At 70.9% G+C, this 16,145-nt stretch carries 13 protein-coding genes; 4 read left to right on the forward strand and 9 right to left on the reverse strand.

The features are described from left to right. Window positions 1–119 precede the first annotated feature (119 nt). Both IE265_RS01520 and IE265_RS01525 read right to left on the reverse strand, forming a co-directional pair. Window positions 120–386 carry a type II toxin-antitoxin system antitoxin gene (locus IE265_RS01520; RefSeq protein WP_190033415.1) on the reverse strand — a complete coding sequence of 89 codons (267 nt, stop codon included), beginning with the start codon at window positions 384–386 and terminating at the stop codon, window positions 120–122. Then, the gene (locus IE265_RS01525; RefSeq protein ID WP_190033416.1) at window positions 383–1,318 is read right to left on the reverse strand and encodes an SPFH domain-containing protein; all 936 of its coding nucleotides are present in this window, start codon (window positions 1,316–1,318) and stop codon (window positions 383–385) included. Before IE265_RS01525 ends, IE265_RS01520 begins: the two co-directional genes overlap by 4 nt. Window positions 1,319–1,577: 259 nt before the next feature. On the opposite strand from IE265_RS01525, the gene IE265_RS01530 reads away from it, so the two are divergent. Beyond that, complete coding sequence (locus tag IE265_RS01530; RefSeq protein ID WP_190033417.1) at window positions 1,578–3,869, forward strand: transglycosylase domain-containing protein; 2,292 nt, start codon at window positions 1,578–1,580, stop codon at window positions 3,867–3,869. Window positions 3,870–3,934: 65 nt separating this feature from the next. Here IE265_RS01530 and IE265_RS01535 read toward each other — a convergent pair whose 3' ends face one another. From IE265_RS01535 to IE265_RS01555, 5 genes are all read right to left on the reverse strand, one after another. Then, entirely contained in the window at window positions 3,935–5,401 is a 1,467-nt protein-coding gene (locus IE265_RS01535) for a catalase (RefSeq protein ID WP_190033418.1), read from the reverse strand. A gap of 150 nt (window positions 5,402–5,551) precedes the next feature. Then, window positions 5,552–7,717: an ATP-binding SpoIIE family protein phosphatase gene (locus tag IE265_RS01540; protein ID WP_190033419.1), complete on the reverse strand. Its 2,166-nt coding sequence runs from the start codon at window positions 7,715–7,717 to the stop codon at window positions 5,552–5,554. A gap of 363 nt (window positions 7,718–8,080) precedes the next feature. After that, window positions 8,081–8,773 carry a cytidylyl-2-hydroxypropylphosphonate hydrolase gene (gene fomD / locus IE265_RS01545; RefSeq protein WP_190033420.1) on the reverse strand — a complete coding sequence of 231 codons (693 nt, stop codon included), beginning with the start codon at window positions 8,771–8,773 and terminating at the stop codon, window positions 8,081–8,083. A 72-nt stretch (window positions 8,774–8,845) separates the two neighbouring features. Beyond that, complete coding sequence (locus IE265_RS01550) at window positions 8,846–10,231, reverse strand: class II fumarate hydratase (protein ID WP_190033421.1); 1,386 nt, start codon at window positions 10,229–10,231, stop codon at window positions 8,846–8,848. A gap of 99 nt (window positions 10,232–10,330) precedes the next feature. Next, window positions 10,331–12,013, reverse strand: coding sequence for a fumarate hydratase (locus IE265_RS01555; protein WP_308434763.1), 1,683 nt, complete (start codon window positions 12,011–12,013; stop codon window positions 10,331–10,333). A 181-nt stretch (window positions 12,014–12,194) separates the two neighbouring features. On the opposite strand from IE265_RS01555, the gene IE265_RS01560 reads away from it, so the two are divergent. Both IE265_RS01560 and IE265_RS01565 read left to right on the forward strand, forming a co-directional pair. Further along, complete coding sequence (locus IE265_RS01560) at window positions 12,195–12,890, forward strand: DUF1707 SHOCT-like domain-containing protein (RefSeq protein ID WP_190033423.1); 696 nt, start codon at window positions 12,195–12,197, stop codon at window positions 12,888–12,890. 162 nt (window positions 12,891–13,052) lie between these two features. Next, window positions 13,053–13,430: a WhiB family transcriptional regulator gene (locus IE265_RS01565; protein WP_190033424.1), complete on the forward strand. Its 378-nt coding sequence runs from the start codon at window positions 13,053–13,055 to the stop codon at window positions 13,428–13,430. Between the two features lie 115 nt (window positions 13,431–13,545). Here the strand turns inward: IE265_RS01565 and glpX are convergent, their stop codons facing one another. After that, window positions 13,546–14,577, reverse strand: coding sequence for a class II fructose-bisphosphatase (gene glpX / locus IE265_RS01570; protein ID WP_190033425.1), 1,032 nt, complete (start codon window positions 14,575–14,577; stop codon window positions 13,546–13,548). A 125-nt stretch (window positions 14,578–14,702) separates the two neighbouring features. Between glpX and IE265_RS01575 the strand changes: the two genes are divergently transcribed. Continuing rightward, a complete protein-coding gene (locus IE265_RS01575) occupies window positions 14,703–15,221 on the forward strand; it encodes a DUF4245 domain-containing protein (RefSeq protein ID WP_190033426.1) in 519 nt (172 codons plus the stop codon). 306 nt (window positions 15,222–15,527) lie between these two features. Here the strand turns inward: IE265_RS01575 and IE265_RS01580 are convergent, their stop codons facing one another. Continuing rightward, window positions 15,528–16,118 carry a malonic semialdehyde reductase gene (locus IE265_RS01580; protein WP_190033427.1) on the reverse strand — a complete coding sequence of 197 codons (591 nt, stop codon included), beginning with the start codon at window positions 16,116–16,118 and terminating at the stop codon, window positions 15,528–15,530. Between the last annotated feature and the right edge of the window lie 27 nt (window positions 16,119–16,145).

Genomic DNA, 16,145 nt, shown 5'->3' on the forward strand with positions numbered 1-16,145 from the left:
AGCACTCTACACACGGCGTATACACCCCGTGTATACGCACGGTGTAGACCCGACCGCCGAGGGTACGAAGGCGCAGGTCGGGCGGCATTGTCACGGTTCTGCGACACAGGCCGGGCCGTCTAGCGCGCGGGCGGCTCCGGCTCCTCCTCGCCGGGCGCGGGGGGCCGTCCGCGCCGGGGGATCGGGCCCGTCCCGCCCGGCAGGCGGCCCGCCTCCGACAGCGCCCTGCGCAGCAGGAACTCGATCTGCGCGTTGGCCGAGCGCAGTTCGTCGCCCGCCCAGCGCGCCAGGGCCTCGTACACGAGCGGGTCGAGCCGCAGCAGCACCTGCTTGCGCTGCTGCCGCGGCCGCCGCTGGGGGGAAGCCCCCTCGGGAGAAGGGGTCACTGGTAGAGGGACCCCGTGTTCAGGACGGGCTGCGGGGCGCGGTCGCCGCACAGCACCACGAGCAGGTTCGACACCATGGCCGCCTTGCGTTCGGGGTCCAGCTCGACGATGTCCTGCTCGGCGATCCGGGCGAGCGCGGCCTCGACCATGCCGACCGCCCCGTCCACGATCTGCCGCCGCGCGGCCACGACCGCGCCGGCCTGCTGCCGCTGGAGCATCGCCGAGGCGATCTCGGGCGCGTACGCGAGGTGGGTGAAGCGCGACTCGATGATCTCGACCCCGGCGGCCTCCACGCGCGCGTGCAGTTCGACGGCCAGCTTCTCGGTGATCTCCTCCGCGTTGCCCCGCAGCGACAGGCCCTCCTCGTCATGGGCGTCGTACGGGTACTCGATCGCGATGTGGCGCACCGCGGCCTCGGTCTGCGTGGCGACGAACTCCAGGAAGTCGTCCACCTCGAAGGTCGCCTGCGCGGTGTCCTCCACGCGCCACACCACGACCGCGGCCAGCTCGATGGGGTTGCCGTAGGCATCGTTGACCTTCAGGACGGCCGTCTCGTGGTTGCGGACCCGCGTCGAGATCTTCGTACGGGAGGTGAGCGGGTTCACCCAGCGCAGGCCGTCCTCGCGGATCGTCCCGCGGTAGCGCCCGAAGAGCTGGACCACCCGGGCCTCGCCCGGTGCCACGGTGTTGAGGCCGCACATGGCGACGAAGGCCGCGAGGCCGATCAGGACCCCCGCCACGACGAGCGTGGCCTTGGCGCCGGTCGGGCCCACCGCCGTGGCGGTGACGACCAACCCCGCGCCCAGCAGCAGTCCGACGAGTCCGAGCAGCAGCGCGAGCCCCCCGCCGATGCTCTGCGCGGTGAACTCGCGCACGCGGGGAGCGGGCATCTGCGGTACGTCGGCGATGTCCGGAGAGTCGTGCGTGGACATGGTGATCCCCCGTTTCGTGGTGCCGTGGCGCACCGCGCGGATGCGGGGCGCCGACCTATCCAAGTGATATCACTTTTTTCGTCACGGCAACCTTCCGCCCGCGTGGTTCGTCGGTTCCAGTGGGACGGGTGCTGATTCTCACGTCCTGAAAAGGCCGGATCGGCCGACCTTTGTCCCCAGGTGCGGTGTTAGTTTGCTGAGCTGACCCGAGCGATGGACCTGTGAGACACGAGAGACGGAAGCGGAGCGGATCGGACCCATGGGAAGAGCGGAAGAGAGACGAGCGCGCCGGCGCGGTGGCCACCGCTCCGAGTCGAAGAGCTCGTCCGGTGCCGACGGCAAGGGCTTCATACGCCGGCTCTTCACCTGGAAGAGGATCCTCGGCACGTTCTTCGGCCTCTGCCTGCTCGGGCTGGGCGCCTTCGTCGTGCTGTACGTGATGATCGACATTCCCAAGGGCAACGCCGCCGCCAAGGAACAGAGCAACATCTACAAGTACAGCGACGGCACGACACTCGCCCGCGACGGCGAGGTCAACCGCGAGGTCGTCGACCTGGCGCAGGTCCCCAAGAAGGTCCAGCGGACCTTCGTCGCGGCCGAGAACAAGTCCTTCTACCGGGACTCCGGCGTCGACCTCAAGGGCACCACCCGCGGTGTGATCAACACGCTCTCGGGCAAGGGCAAGCAGGGTGGTTCGACGATCACCCAGCAGTACGTCAAGAACTACTACCTGACCCAGGACCAGACGGTCACGCGCAAGCTCAAGGAACTGGTCATCTCGCTCAAGGTGGACCGCCAGTACTCCAAGGACGAGATCCTCGCGGGCTACATCAACACCAGCTACTACGGACGCAACGCGTGGGGCATCCAGGCCGCCGCGCAGGCGTACTACGGCGTCGACGCGGACCGGCTGAAGGTCGAGCAGGGCGCGTACCTCGCCGCGCTGCTCCAGGCGCCGAGCCAGTACGACTGGGCGGTCGCCAGTGACACCAGCAAGAAGCTGGTCAAGAACCGCTGGAACTACGTCCTGGACAACATGGTCGAGGAGAACTGGCTCGACGCCACCGAGCGCGACGGCATGAAGTTCCCCGTGCCCGAGGACCCCAAGGGCGCCCCCGGGCTGGAGGGCCAGGCCGGCTACCTGGTGGAGGCCGCCAACGCCACGCTCCAGAGGCAGCTCGTCGCCGACGGCGCCGCCGCGGACATCGACGAGGCCCAGGCGATGGTCAAGGCCGGCGGCTGGACCATCACGCTGAACATCGACCCGAAGAAGCAGGCACTGCTGGAGAAGGCCGTCAAGGCCAAGCTCACCAGCAAGCTCGACGGCAAGAAGCGCAAGGTCGACGCCGACGTGCAGGCCGGAGCGGTGTCCGTCAGCCCGAAGACCGGCAAGGTCGTCGCGATGTACGGAGGCGTGGACTACGTCAAGCACTTCACCAACAACGCGACGCGCCGCGACTACCAGCCCGCGTCCACGTTCAAGCCGCTGATCCTGGCCGCGGCCGTCGACCGGAACGCGGTGACGCAGGACGACGACCCGATCACCGCGAACACGATCTACGACGGCACGAGCCGCCGGCCCGTCGTCGATGACGGACGCAAGGTCGGCTTCTCGCCGCCCAACGAGGACCAGGTCGACTACGGCGACGTCACCGTGCAGACGGCCATGAACAAGTCCATCAACTCCGTCTTCGCCCAGATGGGCGTCGACGTCGGCATGGACCAGGTCATGAAGACCGCCGGCGAACTCGGCATGGACGTCGAGGGGGTCAAGTCGGTGCCGGCCCAGACCCTGGGCACCATGGGCGCGAGCCCGCTGGAGATGGCCGGCGTCTACGCGACCCTCGACAACCACGGGAAGAAGGTCACCCCGGCCCTCGTGAAGTCGGCCGACCACAAGGACCGCCCGGTGAAGTTCCCCGACCCGGTCGGTGAGCAGGTCATCAGCCGCGAGGCCGCCGACACGGTCACCTCGGTGCTGACCGGCGTGGTCGACGACGGTACGGCCAGGACCTCCGTGCGCGACAACCCGGCCCGCGACGGCCAGCAGGTCGCCGGCAAGACGGGTACGTCCGACGAGAACCGGTCCGCCTGGTTCACCGGCTACACGCCGGACCTGGTGACCTCGGTCGGCCTGTTCGGCGAGGACGACAAGCCCCCGCACAAGCAGGTGTCCCTGTCCGGCGCCACGGGACTCATCCCGGGCAAGGGCCGCATCAACGGCGGTGGCTACCCGGCCCAGATATGGGCGACGTACACCTTCGGCGCGATGGGCGCCGTCGACAAGTTCGACCTGGAGACCGACCAGGGCGCGGCCGTCCAGCCGACCGTGCGGCCGAGCCGCAGCGAGACGCAGGAGCCGACCGAGGAGCCCACCGAGGAGCCGACGACCAGCGCCCCGCCGACGACGGAGGAGCCGACCGAGGAGCCCACCGAGGAGCCCACCGAGGAGCCGACGACGGAGGAGCCCACGGACGAGCCGACGGATCCGACCACGTCACCGCCGGTCGACCTCCCCGACGGCGGGACCGTGAGATCCGGCAGGCCGTGACGGAGGCATGACGTGCGGAGGGCGCCCGGGGCGACTGCCCCGGGCGCCCTCCGCACGTCGGCGGGTCAGTCGCCGTCGACCTCGTTGGCGATGCGGTCGCCGATCTGCTTGTCGACCGAGCGCCAGTACTGGAACGCGCGCTCCAGCACCGGGCGGGAGACGCCGTCCAGCAGATGGCCGCTGACGTTGGACACGAGCCGGTCGCGGGCCGCGTCGTCGAAGACCTGGCGCACCATCGTGCCCGCCTGGCCCCAGTCGTCGTCCTCGCGGTGCGGCTTGTACGCCTCGCGCACCAGCTCACCGGCCGTCCGCCAGCTCGCCGGGTCCCCGAACCGGCCGTCGTAGTCCGCCGCCGGGCCGCCGTAGGAGTTGGGCGCGTAGGGGCGGGCCGTGTTCGACGGCTCGTAGCGCATCGGACCGTCCTTGGCGTACGAACTCACCGGCGAGTGCGGCCGGTTGGGCGGCAGCTGCGCGTAGTTCGGCCCGATCCGGTACCGGTGCGTGTCGGGGTACGAGAACAGCCGGCCCAGCAGCATCTTGTCCGGCGAGGGCCCGATGCCCGGCACGAGGTTGGACGGCTCGAAGGCCGCCTGCTCGATGTGGACGAAGTAGTCCTCGGGGTTCCGGTCGAGGGTCATCCGCCCCACGTCGATCAGCGGGTAGTCCGCGTGCGGCCAGACCTTGGTCAGGTCGAAGGGGTTGAAGCGGTAGTCCGCCGCGTCCTCGAAGGGCATGATCTGGACCTTCAGCGTCCAGCTCGGAGCGTTCCCCGACTCGATCGACCCGTACAGGTCCCGGCGGTGCCTGTCGGGGTCCGAACCCGCCAGCTCGTCGGCCTCGGCCTGGGTCAGGAAGTCGATGCCCTGGTCGGTCTTGAAGTGGTACTTCACCCAGAACCGCTCACCGGCGCCGTTGATCCACATGTAGGTGTGCGACGAGTAGCCGTTCATGTGGCGGTACGTCTTCGGGATGCCCCGGTCGCCCATCAGCCAGGTCACCTGGTGCGCCGACTCGGGGGAGAGCGTCCAGAAGTCCCACTGCATGTCGTGGTCGCGCAGCCCCGTCGCCGGGTGGCGCTTCTGGGAGCGGATGAAGTCCTGGAACTTGATGGTGTCACGGACGAAGAAGACCGGGGTGTTGTTGCCCACCATGTCGTAATTGCCGTGCTCGGTGTAGAACTTGAGCGCGAAACCGCGGGGGTCGCGCCAGGTGTCCGGCGAGCCCTGCTCGCCCGCCACGGTGGAGAAGCGGGCCAGCATCTCGGTCCGCCTGCCCGGCTGGAACAGGTCGGCCCTGGTGAACTGGCTCACGTCGTTGGTGACTTCGAAGAATCCGTACGCGCCACTGCCCTTGGCGTGCACCACCCGCTCGGGCACCCGCTCCCGGTTGAACTGCGCCATCTTCTCGATGAGGTAGTGGTCCTGGAGCAGGATCGGGCCGTCGGGGCCGACGGTGAGCGAGTGTTCGTCGCTCTCCACCGGAATTCCGACGTTGTTCGTGGTGTACGGAGCCTTCTGGGGTTCCTGCGTCACGAGCGTCCTCCCGTCGAGAAGAGAGTGGTCAGGTCGCTTCGATCACCCCAGCAGTCAACTCCGCCGACACCGTGTCGGCAACATTTGGACGCGGTCCAAGGCCGGTACGGGTCCGGGGAGCGGCCCCGGGGTGCGCCCGACGGGTACCCCTCAGTTCCGGTTCAACTCGAACCAGACCACCTTTCCCGTGCTCAACCGGGTCGCACCCCACCGCCTGGCCAGCCTGTTCACCAGATACAGGCCCCGGCCGCCCTCGTCGGTGGCCCGCGCCTGCCGCAGCCGCGGCAGCTGCGGCACGTCGTCGCCCACCTCGCAACGCAGCACGTCCGTACGGAGCAACCGCAGGGTGACAGGGCGTGACGCGTAGCGCACGGCGTTCGTCACGACCTCGCTGACCAGCAGTTCCACGGAGTCCGTGAGGTCCTCCATGTCCCAGCGTGCGAGCGCCTTGCGGGCCAGTCGACGGGCCTTGCCCGGGGCGGAGTCCTCCGGGTCCAGATGCCAGAACGCCACGTCACTGGGCGCGATCCCGTCGAAGCGGGCCGCGAGCAGCGCGATGTCGTCGTCCCGGTCGCCAGGACCGAGCATGTCCAGCACCTCGTCGCAGAGCGCCTCCAGCGGCGGCGGATGGTCCGCGCCGGTGAGCTGCGCGGTCGCGGCGAGCTTCTCCCGCAACTGCTCTATCCCGGTCCACACGTCGCGCAGCCGCGACTCGACCAGGCCGTCGGTGTACAGCAGCAGCGTGGCCCCGGCCGGCGCGTCCAGCTCGACCGCCTCGAAGTCCACTCCGCCCACACCGATCGGGGCGCCCGGCGGCACCCGCAGCACCTCGGCCCGGCCGCCCAGGTGCAGCAGGACGGGCGGCGGATGGCCCGCGTTGGCGATGGTGATCCGGTGCGAGACCGGGTCGTACACCGCGTAGAGGCAGGTCGCCATGCGGTCGGTGCCCAGCCGCTGCGCCTGCTCGTCGAGGTGGTGCAGCACCTCCTGCGGAGGCAGGTCCAGCCCGGCCAGGGTCTGCGCCGTCGTGCGCAGCTGGCCCATGATCGCGGCCGAGGTCATGGAGTGGCCCATGACGTCACCCACCACGAGGGCCACCCGGCTGCCCGGCAGCGGGATCGCGTCGTACCAGTCGCCTCCCACCCGGGCCGTCTCGGCCGCCGGGAGGTAGCGGGACGCCAGCCGGACACCGGTCGGCCGCGGCAGGGTCTCGGGCAGCATCGTGCGCTGGAGTTCGTCGGCGATGTACGCCTCGCGCCCGTACAGCACGGCCTTGTCGATGCCGAGCGCGCTGTACGTGGCGAGCTGGGCCGCCACCAGCAGGTCGTCGGCCTCGAAGGCCGGCCGGTCGGGGCGGCGCAGGAACAGCGCGGCCCCGATCACCCGCCTGCGGCCGCGCAGCGGGGCGAGGATCGCCCGCTGCCCGCCCGGCACGGTCAGCTCGTCGCCGATCAGCTCGGGCAGCGCGGCACGCGCGGCGGGCGCGTCCGCGAACACGGGCCGTACGCCCCGCAGCACCTCGTTGAGCGCGCCGCCGGGCCGCACCGTGCACAGCTCCGCGGTGATCCCGAGGTCCGGCTCGGGCTGGAGCGCGGGCAGCAGGAAGCCCTCGGTGTCCCGGTCCTCCGGGATCCGGTCGGTGCGCCGCAGCCGCAGGACGACGGGCCCCGTGGGGCGCTCGTCGCCGACGGGCAGCGGATCGCGCAGATAGACGAGGATCGCGTCCGAGAAGGTCGGCACGGTGGCCCGGCACAGGCCCATCACGATCTCGTCGAGGTCGATGCCGCGGGCGATCCGCCGGGTGGCTGCCCCCACGAAGCGCAGCCGGTCGCCGTCACGGCGCATGGGCATGGGTGTGCCGGGTGCGGGTCCCATGCCCTTGCGCCGCTCCTTGCCGCTCTGGGCGGCGGAGGTCTCCCCGCCGGACTGGACCGGGATGCCCTCGGGCGCCGGGCGAGGGCGGTGCTGGTCGGGCTGCGCCGCCGACGGCTGGGAGTGCTCGGACCCCGAGGCGTCCGGACCGCGGCCCCCCGGCGGGGCGGACGGGCCCTGGCCGCCCGTGGGCGCGGGCGTCCCGGTGGCGGCCGTACGGGTGCCCTTGGGGGGCTGCCCGTCGGCCGGCGGCCCGGCGGCGCCGGACGAGGCGGGCGCCTCGGCTGGCCGGCCCTGTGCCGGTAAGCCGGGGGAGCCCTGCGGCCCCGGCTCCGGGGTACGCAGCAGCGCCCCGCGGGGATCCGCGGGGGCGGTGGGCCGGGCAGCGCTTGGCTGGCGGCGCTCGTGTGAGGTGGGGTGCTCCGTCACGCGTGTCGAATCCATCCGTCCGGTGCTGCGCGCCGTGCGTGCAGTTCGTCCCGCAGAAAACCCGATACCCGGAATGCGTGCCCCAGGAACGGAATCCCCGCGTGGTCAGACAGCCTCTCAGAAGAGGGCCCGTTGGGCACCGGCGGGAACGGCCCGTCCGGACGTCTCCAGACCGCGATGCGGCCCTCGTACCCCTCGATCACGTCCTGCCGCCCCTCGGTGACGTTCGGTCAAGCCCGGCGTGCGCCCCGGGAGTTGCCCCGTCGCGCCCACCCGCCACCCGACCACCGCTCCCCAACGTCGGTGCTGCGCACCGGCCCTGACTGTTCGTTGCGGAGGACGATCCTACGGTTCTACCACGGGGGCGCATCAAGGGTCTCATGTGGACACGTGCGCGGGCGTACGATCCCAGTCGTCCGGCAGTGAGGGTACCGACCAGGACGGATCGGGGCGCCAGTGCTGCCAGCCGTCCGAGAACGGCGCCCCCCAGGCGGTGATCACCTCCACCGCCGCCCGGCCCGCCTCCCGCACCCGGGCGGCGAGCCCGGCGTCCATCAGGCCGTCCCGCTGGGCCTGCGCGAACTCGTCCTCGTCGCGCCAGTCCCAAGTCCGGTCGGGAGAGACCGTGATGTCGAGGAAGTGGTCCTCCGAGTCGACCCCGCCGGACCATCTGGCCAGCGGTTCCTCCAAGTTGACGTACCAGTTCTTGAACCGCCAGCCGGGCTCCCAGAACAGCCACACCGACCACGGCTCGCCGGGCCGGGCCAGCTTCAGCACGCCCGTGCCGAACCAGCGGTCCCGCACCACCGACCGCGGCTTGGTGTAGCGGGACTCCAGCGGCTCCACGTGCACGGGCGTGCCGTCGGCGAGGACCGGTTTCACGCACTCCGTCCCGGGGGCCATCCACACGGCGAGCACCTCGGCGTCGTCCCGCACGACGGTCACGGGACGCACGATGTGGAAGCGCTCTCCGGCGTTCTCCCGGTAGCGCCACAGGACCTGGCTCCCGGGGTTCCAGTACGCCGCCGGCCCGCCCGCTTCCACCCGTCTCACCGCTCCACCCTCTGCCATGGAGAGATATTAGGTGCCCTCGGCACCGGACGCTGCGGTACGTGCCACGGTGCGCCCGATGGCCTGATCACGTCACGGGCGCGTCATCCGCAGGACATCCAGCGCCTCGTCCAACTGCTCCGCGGTCAGGTCGCCGCGGTCCACGTGGCCGGACTCCAGGACGACCTGGCGGATCGTCTTGCGTTCGGCGAGGGCCTTCTTGGCGACCTTCGCGGCCGCCTCGTACCCGAGGTACTTGTTCAGGGGGGTCACCACCGCGGGGGAGGACTCCGCGTACTCCCGCGCGCGCTCGCGGTTCGCCGTGATCCCGTCCACCGTGCGGTCCGCGAGCAGCCGCGAGACGTTCGCGAGCAGGCGCACGGACTCCAGGACGTTCTTCCCGATGACCGGCAGCATCACGTTGAGCTCGAAGGAGCCGGACGCCCCGGCGACCGCGATCGTGGTGTCGTTCCCGGTCACCTGGGCGGCCACCATCAGCACGGCCTCGGGAATGACCGGATTCACCTTGCCCGGCATGATCGACGAACCCGGCTGGAGGTCCGGCAGATTGATTTCGGCCAATCCTGTGCGGGGTCCGGACGCCATCCACCGCAGATCGTTGGCGATCTTGGTCAGTCCCACGGCGACGGTCCTGAGCTGCCCGCTGGTCTCGACGATCCCGTCCCGCGCGCCCTGGGCCTCGAAGTGGTCGCGCGCCTCGGTGAGCGGCAGCCCGGTCGCCCGCGCGACCTCCGCGATCACGGCCGCCGAGAACCCGGGCGGGGTGTTGATGCCGGTCCCGACCGCCGTGCCGCCCAGCGGCAGCTCGGCCAGCCTCGGCAGCGAGGACCGCAGCCGCTCCACTCCGTGGCGCACCTGTGCCGCGTAGCCGCCGAACTCCTGGCCCAGCGTGACCGGCGTCGCGTCCATGAGGTGGGTCCGGCCGGACTTCACGACGTCGGCGAACTCCCGCGACTTGCGCTCCAGCGAGGCGGCCAGGTGCTCCAGCGCGGGGATCAGGTCGCGGGTGACGGCGGCGGTGGCCGCGATGTGGATGCTCGACGGGAACACGTCGTTGGACGACTGGGAGGCGTTCACGTGGTCGTTGGGGTGGACGTCCCTGCCGAGCCGCTCCGTGGCCAGCGTCGCGATGACCTCGTTGGCGTTCATGTTGGACGAGGTCCCGGACCCGGTCTGGAAGACGTCCACGGGGAAGTGGGCGTCCCACCGCCCCTCCGCGACCTCGGCCGCCGCGTCCTCGATGGCCCGCGCCACGTCCTCGTCGAGCACGCCGAGCCGGGCGTTGACCGTGGCCGCGGCCGCCTTGACGCGGGCGAGCGCCTCGATGTGGGCGCGCTCGATCCGCTGCCCGGAGACCGGGAAGTTCTCGACGGCGCGCTGGGTCTGGGCCCGCCACTTCGCGTCCGCGGGGACCCGGACCTCGCCCATGGAGTCGTGCTCGATGCGGTAGTCGCTCATGACCGGTACAGCGTCCCCGCCGCCCCCGCCCATTCCCGGCCGGGCGTGCCGGCCGGGAACGGGCGGGGGGGGCGGGCGTGCGAACCGGCGGGACGCGGCTCAGCCGAGGCCGAGCCCGGGGCCCCGCACCGGGATGGACGTGAAGGTCGGAGCCGGGGCGGGGTCCTTGAAGAAGTCGTTGCCCTTGTCGTCGACCACGACGAACGCCGGGAAGTCCTCGACCTCGATCCTCCAGACGGCCTCCATGCCGAGCTCCTCGTACTCGACGACCTCGACCTTCTTGATGCAGTCCTGGGCGAGACGGGCCGCGGGGCCGCCGATCGAGCCGAGGTAGAAGCCGCCGTGCGCCCCGCACGCGTCCGTGACCTGCTGCGAGCGGTTGCCCTTGGCCAGCATCACCTTGGAGCCGCCCGCCGCCTGGAACTGCTCCACGTAGGAGTCCATGCGCCCGGCCGTGGTCGGTCCGAACGAGCCCGACGCGTACCCCTCGGGCGTCTTCGCGGGGCCCGCGTAGTACACGGGGTGGTCCTTCAGGTACTGCGGCATCCCCTCGCCCGCGTCCAGCCGCTCCTTGATCTTGGCGTGCGCGATGTCGCGTGCCACGACGAGCGGGCCGGTGAGCGACAGCCGGGTCTTCACGGGGTACTTGGTCAGCTCGGCGAGGATCGCGTCCATCGGCTGGTTCAGGTCGATCCGGACGACGTCGGCGGACTCGTCGAGGTGCTCGTCCGTGGTCTCCGGCAGGAAACGCGCCGGGTCGGTCTCCAACTGCTCCAGGAAGACGCCCTCGGCGGTGATCTTCGCGACGGCCTGGCGGTCGGCCGAGCAGGACACGGCGATCGCGACCGGGCAGGACGCGCCGTGGCGGGGCAGCCGCACCACGCGCACGTCGTGGCAGAAGTACTTGCCGCCGAACTGCGCGCCGATGCCGATCCTCTGGGTCAGCTCGAAGACCTTCTCCTCCAGCTCCTTGTCCCGGAAGCCGTGGCCGAGTTCCGAACCCTCGGAGGGGATCTCGTCCAGGTAGTGCGCGGAGGCGTACTTCGCGGTCTTCAGGGCGTACTCGGCGCTGGTGCCGCCGACGACGATCGCCAGGTGGTACGGAGGACAGGCGGCCGTCCCGAGGGAGCGGATCTTCTCCTCCAGGAACTTCATCATGGAGCCCTCGTTGAGGACCGCCTTGGTCTCCTGGTAGAGGAACGACTTGTTGGCGGAGCCGCCGCCCTTCGCCATGAACAGGAACTTGTAGGCGCCGCCGTCGGTCGCGTACAGCTCGATCTGCGCCGGCAGGTTCGAGCCCGTGTTCTTCTCGTCCCACATGGTCAGCGGGGCCATCTGCGAGTACCGCAGGTTGAGGTTCAGGTAGGCGTCGTAGATGCCCCGGCTCAGGGCCGCCTCGTCGCCGCCCTCGGTGAGCACGTTCTGCCCGCGCTTGCCCATGACGATCGCGGTGCCGGTGTCCTGGCACATGGGGAGGACGCCGGCGGCCGCGATGTTCGCGTTCTTCAGCAGGTCCAGCGCCACGAACTTGTCGTTGTTCGACGCCTCGGGGTCGTCGATGATCCGGCGGAGCTGCGCGAGGTGGGCCGGCCGCAGATAGTGCTGGATGTCGTGGATCGCCTCGGCGGCGAGCTTGCGCAGCGCCTCCGGCTCGACCTTGAGGAACGTCCGCCCGTCGGCCTCGAAGGTGGAGACGCCCTCGGAGGTCACCAGCCGGTACGGAGTGGTGTCCTCTCCCTGGGGGAGCAGATCGGTGTACGCGAACTCAGGCATCTCGCCCATTCCTCACTCGACAGACAGCGGCTGGCCTCCATTGGCAGCGTCCACCAGCGTAGGACCTGGTCCGGTGAGCGGGTCTGTGAGGTAAGGCTCAGTTCGGTTTCCGGACGCGGGCGCGGCGGGTTTTCCACAGGGCGCGGACGAGGGGTAGTCGCGATCTATCGCGTTTGGGTACTCTGCTGCCGTGGACCTTCAGAAGCACAGCGAACCCGGCCTTCGCAAGCACACCGAGCTGCGGGCCTCCGACGCCGACCGCGACCGGACCGCGGACATCCTGCGCGAGGCCCTGGCCGAGGGCCGCCTCACCGCGGACGAGCACGCCGAGCGGGTCGAGGAGGTCTTCCGCGCGAAGACCGTGGGCGAGCTGGAGCCGCTCGTCGGCGACCTGCCGGGTGCCCACCAGCGGCGCTCGGGGGCGGCCTTCAGCCCGGCGCCGAACCGCCCCGCCCCCGGCACGGTCCCGCCGGTCGCCGACGAGAACGTGGTGGCGGTGTTCAGCGCCGCCGTGCGCAGGGGCCGCTGGCGCGTGGGCCGCCGCACGCACGCGTACGCGGTCTTCGGCAGTGTGGAGATAGACCTCAGCGAGGCCGTCTTCGAGCACCAGCAGGTCGTCATCAAGGCCGTCTCGGTCTTCGGCAACGTGGAGATCCGCGTCCCGGAGAACGTGTCGCTCAGGGGCAGCGGCGGCGGCGTCCTCGGCAACTTCGAGGTGGACACGCTCGATTCGGGCGATCCGGACGCGCCCGTGGTCTACGTGGACGGACTGGCCGTCCTCGGCAACATCGAGGCAAAACCCAAGCGGGGCAGGCTGATCGAGGATCTGCTCGACCGGGTCGGCGGCCGCGTGCACTCCTCGCTGCGCAAACACCTGAGGCATTGACGGTCGCGAATTCCCCGGTGCCCGGAGGGAGTTGCTCCGGCGTCACCGTGCCCTGCCGACGGAGAACGGCCGCGCTTCGGAACCGAGTGCATAGGCGTGCGCACAGCGGGTAGGCCTTGCTGCATCGTCTCTCGCTCGCGAAGCCGTCGTCAGGAGTAGACCGTGCTGCATCCGCCGCATCAGTCCCTGCAGGTCGCCGCCGTTCCGCCCCAGCCGGTGCCGGTGCGCGGGCGGGACCAGGACGCCCCCTGGCACACGGAGGCCGTGTGCCGCCGCGACGAGGCCGGGCTGTTCTTCGCGCCCTCCAAGGAACCCACCGCGGCCCGGCTGTCCCGTGAGGAGGCGGCGAAGCGGGTCTGCGCCCGCTGTCCGGTGATGATCGAGTGCCGGGAGCACGCGCTGCTGCAACCCGAGCCCTACGGCGTCTGGGGCGGCCTGACCGCCGCCGAGCGCCGCGTGGTGCTCGCCCGGCGCCGCCGGCGCGATCTCGAACTGCAGAAGGCCGCCCACTCGACCGGGACGATAGCCGCGGCCGGGTAGGCGTTCCGCCCGGCCGGGACCGCGCGCACGAGAAGCCGGGCCGCGCGCACGCGAAAGGGGCGCCCCTCCGCACAGGGGACGCCCCTTCCTCGCTCCGGGTCGGCCGGGAGCCGGGTTACTTCGCCCGGTCGAAGTCGATCGCGCTGTAGGCGCGCAGCTTCGACAGCCGGTGCTCCGAGGTGATCTGCCGGACGGTGCCCGACTTGGAGCGCATGACGATCGACTCGGTCGTCGCGGTCTCCGAGCGGTAGCGCACACCGCGCAGCAGCTCGCCGTCCGTGATGCCGGTCGCGACGAAGAAGACGTTCTCGCCGGAGACCAGGTCGTCGGTGAGCAGGACCCTGTCGAGGTCGTGGCCCGCGTCGACGGCGCGGGCGCGCTCCTCGTCGTCCTTCGGCCACAGCTTGCCCTGGATAGTGCCGCCCAGGCACTTCACGGCACAGGCCGAGATGATGCCCTCGGGCGTGCCGCCGATGCCGAGCAGCAGGTCGATGCCGGTGCCCTCGCGCAACGCCAGGATCGAGCCCGCGACGTCGCCGTCCGAGATCAGTTTGATGCGCGCGCCGGTCTCCCGGATCTCCTTGATGATCCCGTCGTGCCGGGGCCGGTCGAGGATGACCACGGTGACGTCCTCGGGCGTGACCCGCTTGGCCTTGGCGACCCGGCGGATGTTCACCGAGACGGGGGCGTTGATGTCCACGAAGTCGGCGGCCTCGGGGCCGGTGACCAGTTTGTCCATGTAGAAGACCGCCGACGGGTCGAACATGGTGCCGCGGTCGGCGGCGGCCAGCACCGCGATCGCGTTCGTCATGCCCTTGGCGGTGAGCGTGGTGCCGTCGATCGGGTCGACGGCGATGTCGCACTCGGCTCCCGTCCCGTCGCCGACCTGCTCCCCGTTGAAGAGCATCGGGGCTTCGTCCTTCTCGCCCTCGCCGATGACGACGACGCCGTTCATCGAGACGGTGGAGACGAGGGTCCGCATGGCCCGTACGGCCGCTCCGTCGGCGCCGTTCTTGTCGCCGCGGCCGACCCAGCGGCCGGCGGCCATCGCGGCGGCCTCGGTGACCCGGACGAGCTCCAGGGCGAGGTTTCGGTCGGGGGCCTCGGAGGGGACCTCGAGTTCGGACGGCAAGTGATGCTCGGTCATCGGAGCGCACCTTTCTGATACGACGACGGCCGGATGAGGGTTCTGTTCGACTCTATCGTCAGTCCGACAAAATGAGCAGGGGGCCCCACGGATGAGCGGACCAGTGCACCTGCGACGATAGGGACGTGGCAGGTATGAAAGGCAAGCAGACGGTCCGGGACATGGTTCTCTCCCTGGGCCTGATCGGCATCGTCGCGGGTTTCGTCTACATCTTCATTCCCAATGACGACTCGGAGCCCCCTCTCAAGCGGGTGGACTACCGCGTGGAACTCCTCACGGCACGGCGGGCGGCCGCCTATCCGGTGGCGGCACCCGAGGGGCTCCCCACGGAGTGGAAGGCGACATCGGTGCGGTTCCGCGGCGACGACTTCGACGCCTGGCACCTCGGCTACCACGACCCCGATGGTGAGTACGTGGCGGTCGAGCAGTCGACTCAGCGGCCCGTGACGTTCATCGAGGACGTCAGCCAGGGCGCCGAGGACGCGGGCACCACGCAGCGCATAGAGGGCCGGACCTGGCAGCGGTACGAGGGCGGGCGGTACGACGCCCTGGTCCTGCGGGAGAAGGGCACCACGACGGTCGTGACCGGCACGGCGTCGTTCGCGCAGCTGGCGAGGATGGCCGGGGCGCTGGAGACCGAGTGAGCAGCGGGTGAGCACCGGGTGAGCCGAGTGCGGGCTGCCCCGGGCAGGCGCCGCCCGCGCGCGGCCGGCGGGCCCAGGGCACCGGACCGGCCGCGCCGACGGCAGCGGCGGCGCTCGCGACGGTGACGCCGCTCACGGCACCGGTGGCGGCCGTGGCGCCGGTGACGGCGGTGACGACGAATGCGCGAAGGGCCCTCGGCGGTGTGCCGAGGGCCCTTCGTGATGTGTGCGCCGACCGTCGTGACCGACCGCCGCCGTGAGCGCCTTGAGCGCCGCGAGGCGGACCGCCGGGACGGTCGCCGGTGGTCAGACCGTCGTGATGACCTGGTCGAACGTGAGGCGCGGGAGCCGCGGGAGCCAGGCGTCCTCGGCGGGCCTGCCGATGTTGACGACCATCAGCGGGGTGTGGTCGTCGTCCAGGAACTCCTTCTGGACGCCCCGGAAGTCGAAGCCCGTCATCGGACCGGCTGCCAGGCCCGCGGCGCGGACGCCGATGATGAAGTACGCGGCCTGCAGCGCGGCGTTCATCGCGGCCGGGCCCTCACGGGACGGGCGCTCGGCGAAGAACACGTCCTTGGCCTGCGGGAAGTGCGGGAACAGGTGGGGAAGCTCCTCGTGGAACTCGTTGTCCGCGGAGAGGATCGCGACCAGTGGGGCGGTCGCGGTCTTCGGCTGGTTGCCCTCGGCCATGTGCTGCACGAGGCGCTCGCGGGCCTCGGCGGAGCGGACCAGGGTGATGCGCAGCGGGGACTGGTTGAACGCGGTCGGGCCGTACTTGACGAGGTCGTAGATCGCCTGCACCTGCTCCTCGGTCACCGGCTCGTCGGTGAACGTGTTGGCGGTGCGGGCCTCGCGGAAGAGCAGGTCCTGGGCGGTGGGGTCGAGAACGAGGGACATCAAGAGCCTTTTCGGGTGTGCGTCCGG

Origin of the sequence: Streptomyces fructofermentans (assembly GCF_014651055.1) — a bacterium.
In the GTDB taxonomy this organism is placed as follows: domain Bacteria; phylum Actinomycetota; class Actinomycetes; order Streptomycetales; family Streptomycetaceae; genus Streptomyces; species Streptomyces fructofermentans.

Coding starts and splice junctions, on each gene's coding strand:
- IE265_RS01525 (WP_190033416.1), bottom strand. CDS start 1,318: ATGTCCACGCACGACTCTCCGGACATCGCCGACGTACCGCAGATGCCC.
- IE265_RS01530 (WP_190033417.1), top strand. CDS start 1,578: ATGGGAAGAGCGGAAGAGAGACGAGCGCGCCGGCGCGGTGGCCACCGC.
- IE265_RS01540 (WP_190033419.1), bottom strand. CDS start 7,717: ATGGATTCGACACGCGTGACGGAGCACCCCACCTCACACGAGCGCCGC.
- fomD (WP_190033420.1), bottom strand. CDS start 8,773: ATGGCAGAGGGTGGAGCGGTGAGACGGGTGGAAGCGGGCGGGCCGGCG.
- IE265_RS01550 (WP_190033421.1), bottom strand. CDS start 10,231: ATGAGCGACTACCGCATCGAGCACGACTCCATGGGCGAGGTCCGGGTC.
- IE265_RS01555 (WP_308434763.1), bottom strand. CDS start 12,013: ATGGGCGAGATGCCTGAGTTCGCGTACACCGATCTGCTCCCCCAGGGA.
- glpX (WP_190033425.1), bottom strand. CDS start 14,577: ATGACCGAGCATCACTTGCCGTCCGAACTCGAGGTCCCCTCCGAGGCC.
- IE265_RS01580 (WP_190033427.1), bottom strand. CDS start 16,118: ATGTCCCTCGTTCTCGACCCCACCGCCCAGGACCTGCTCTTCCGCGAG.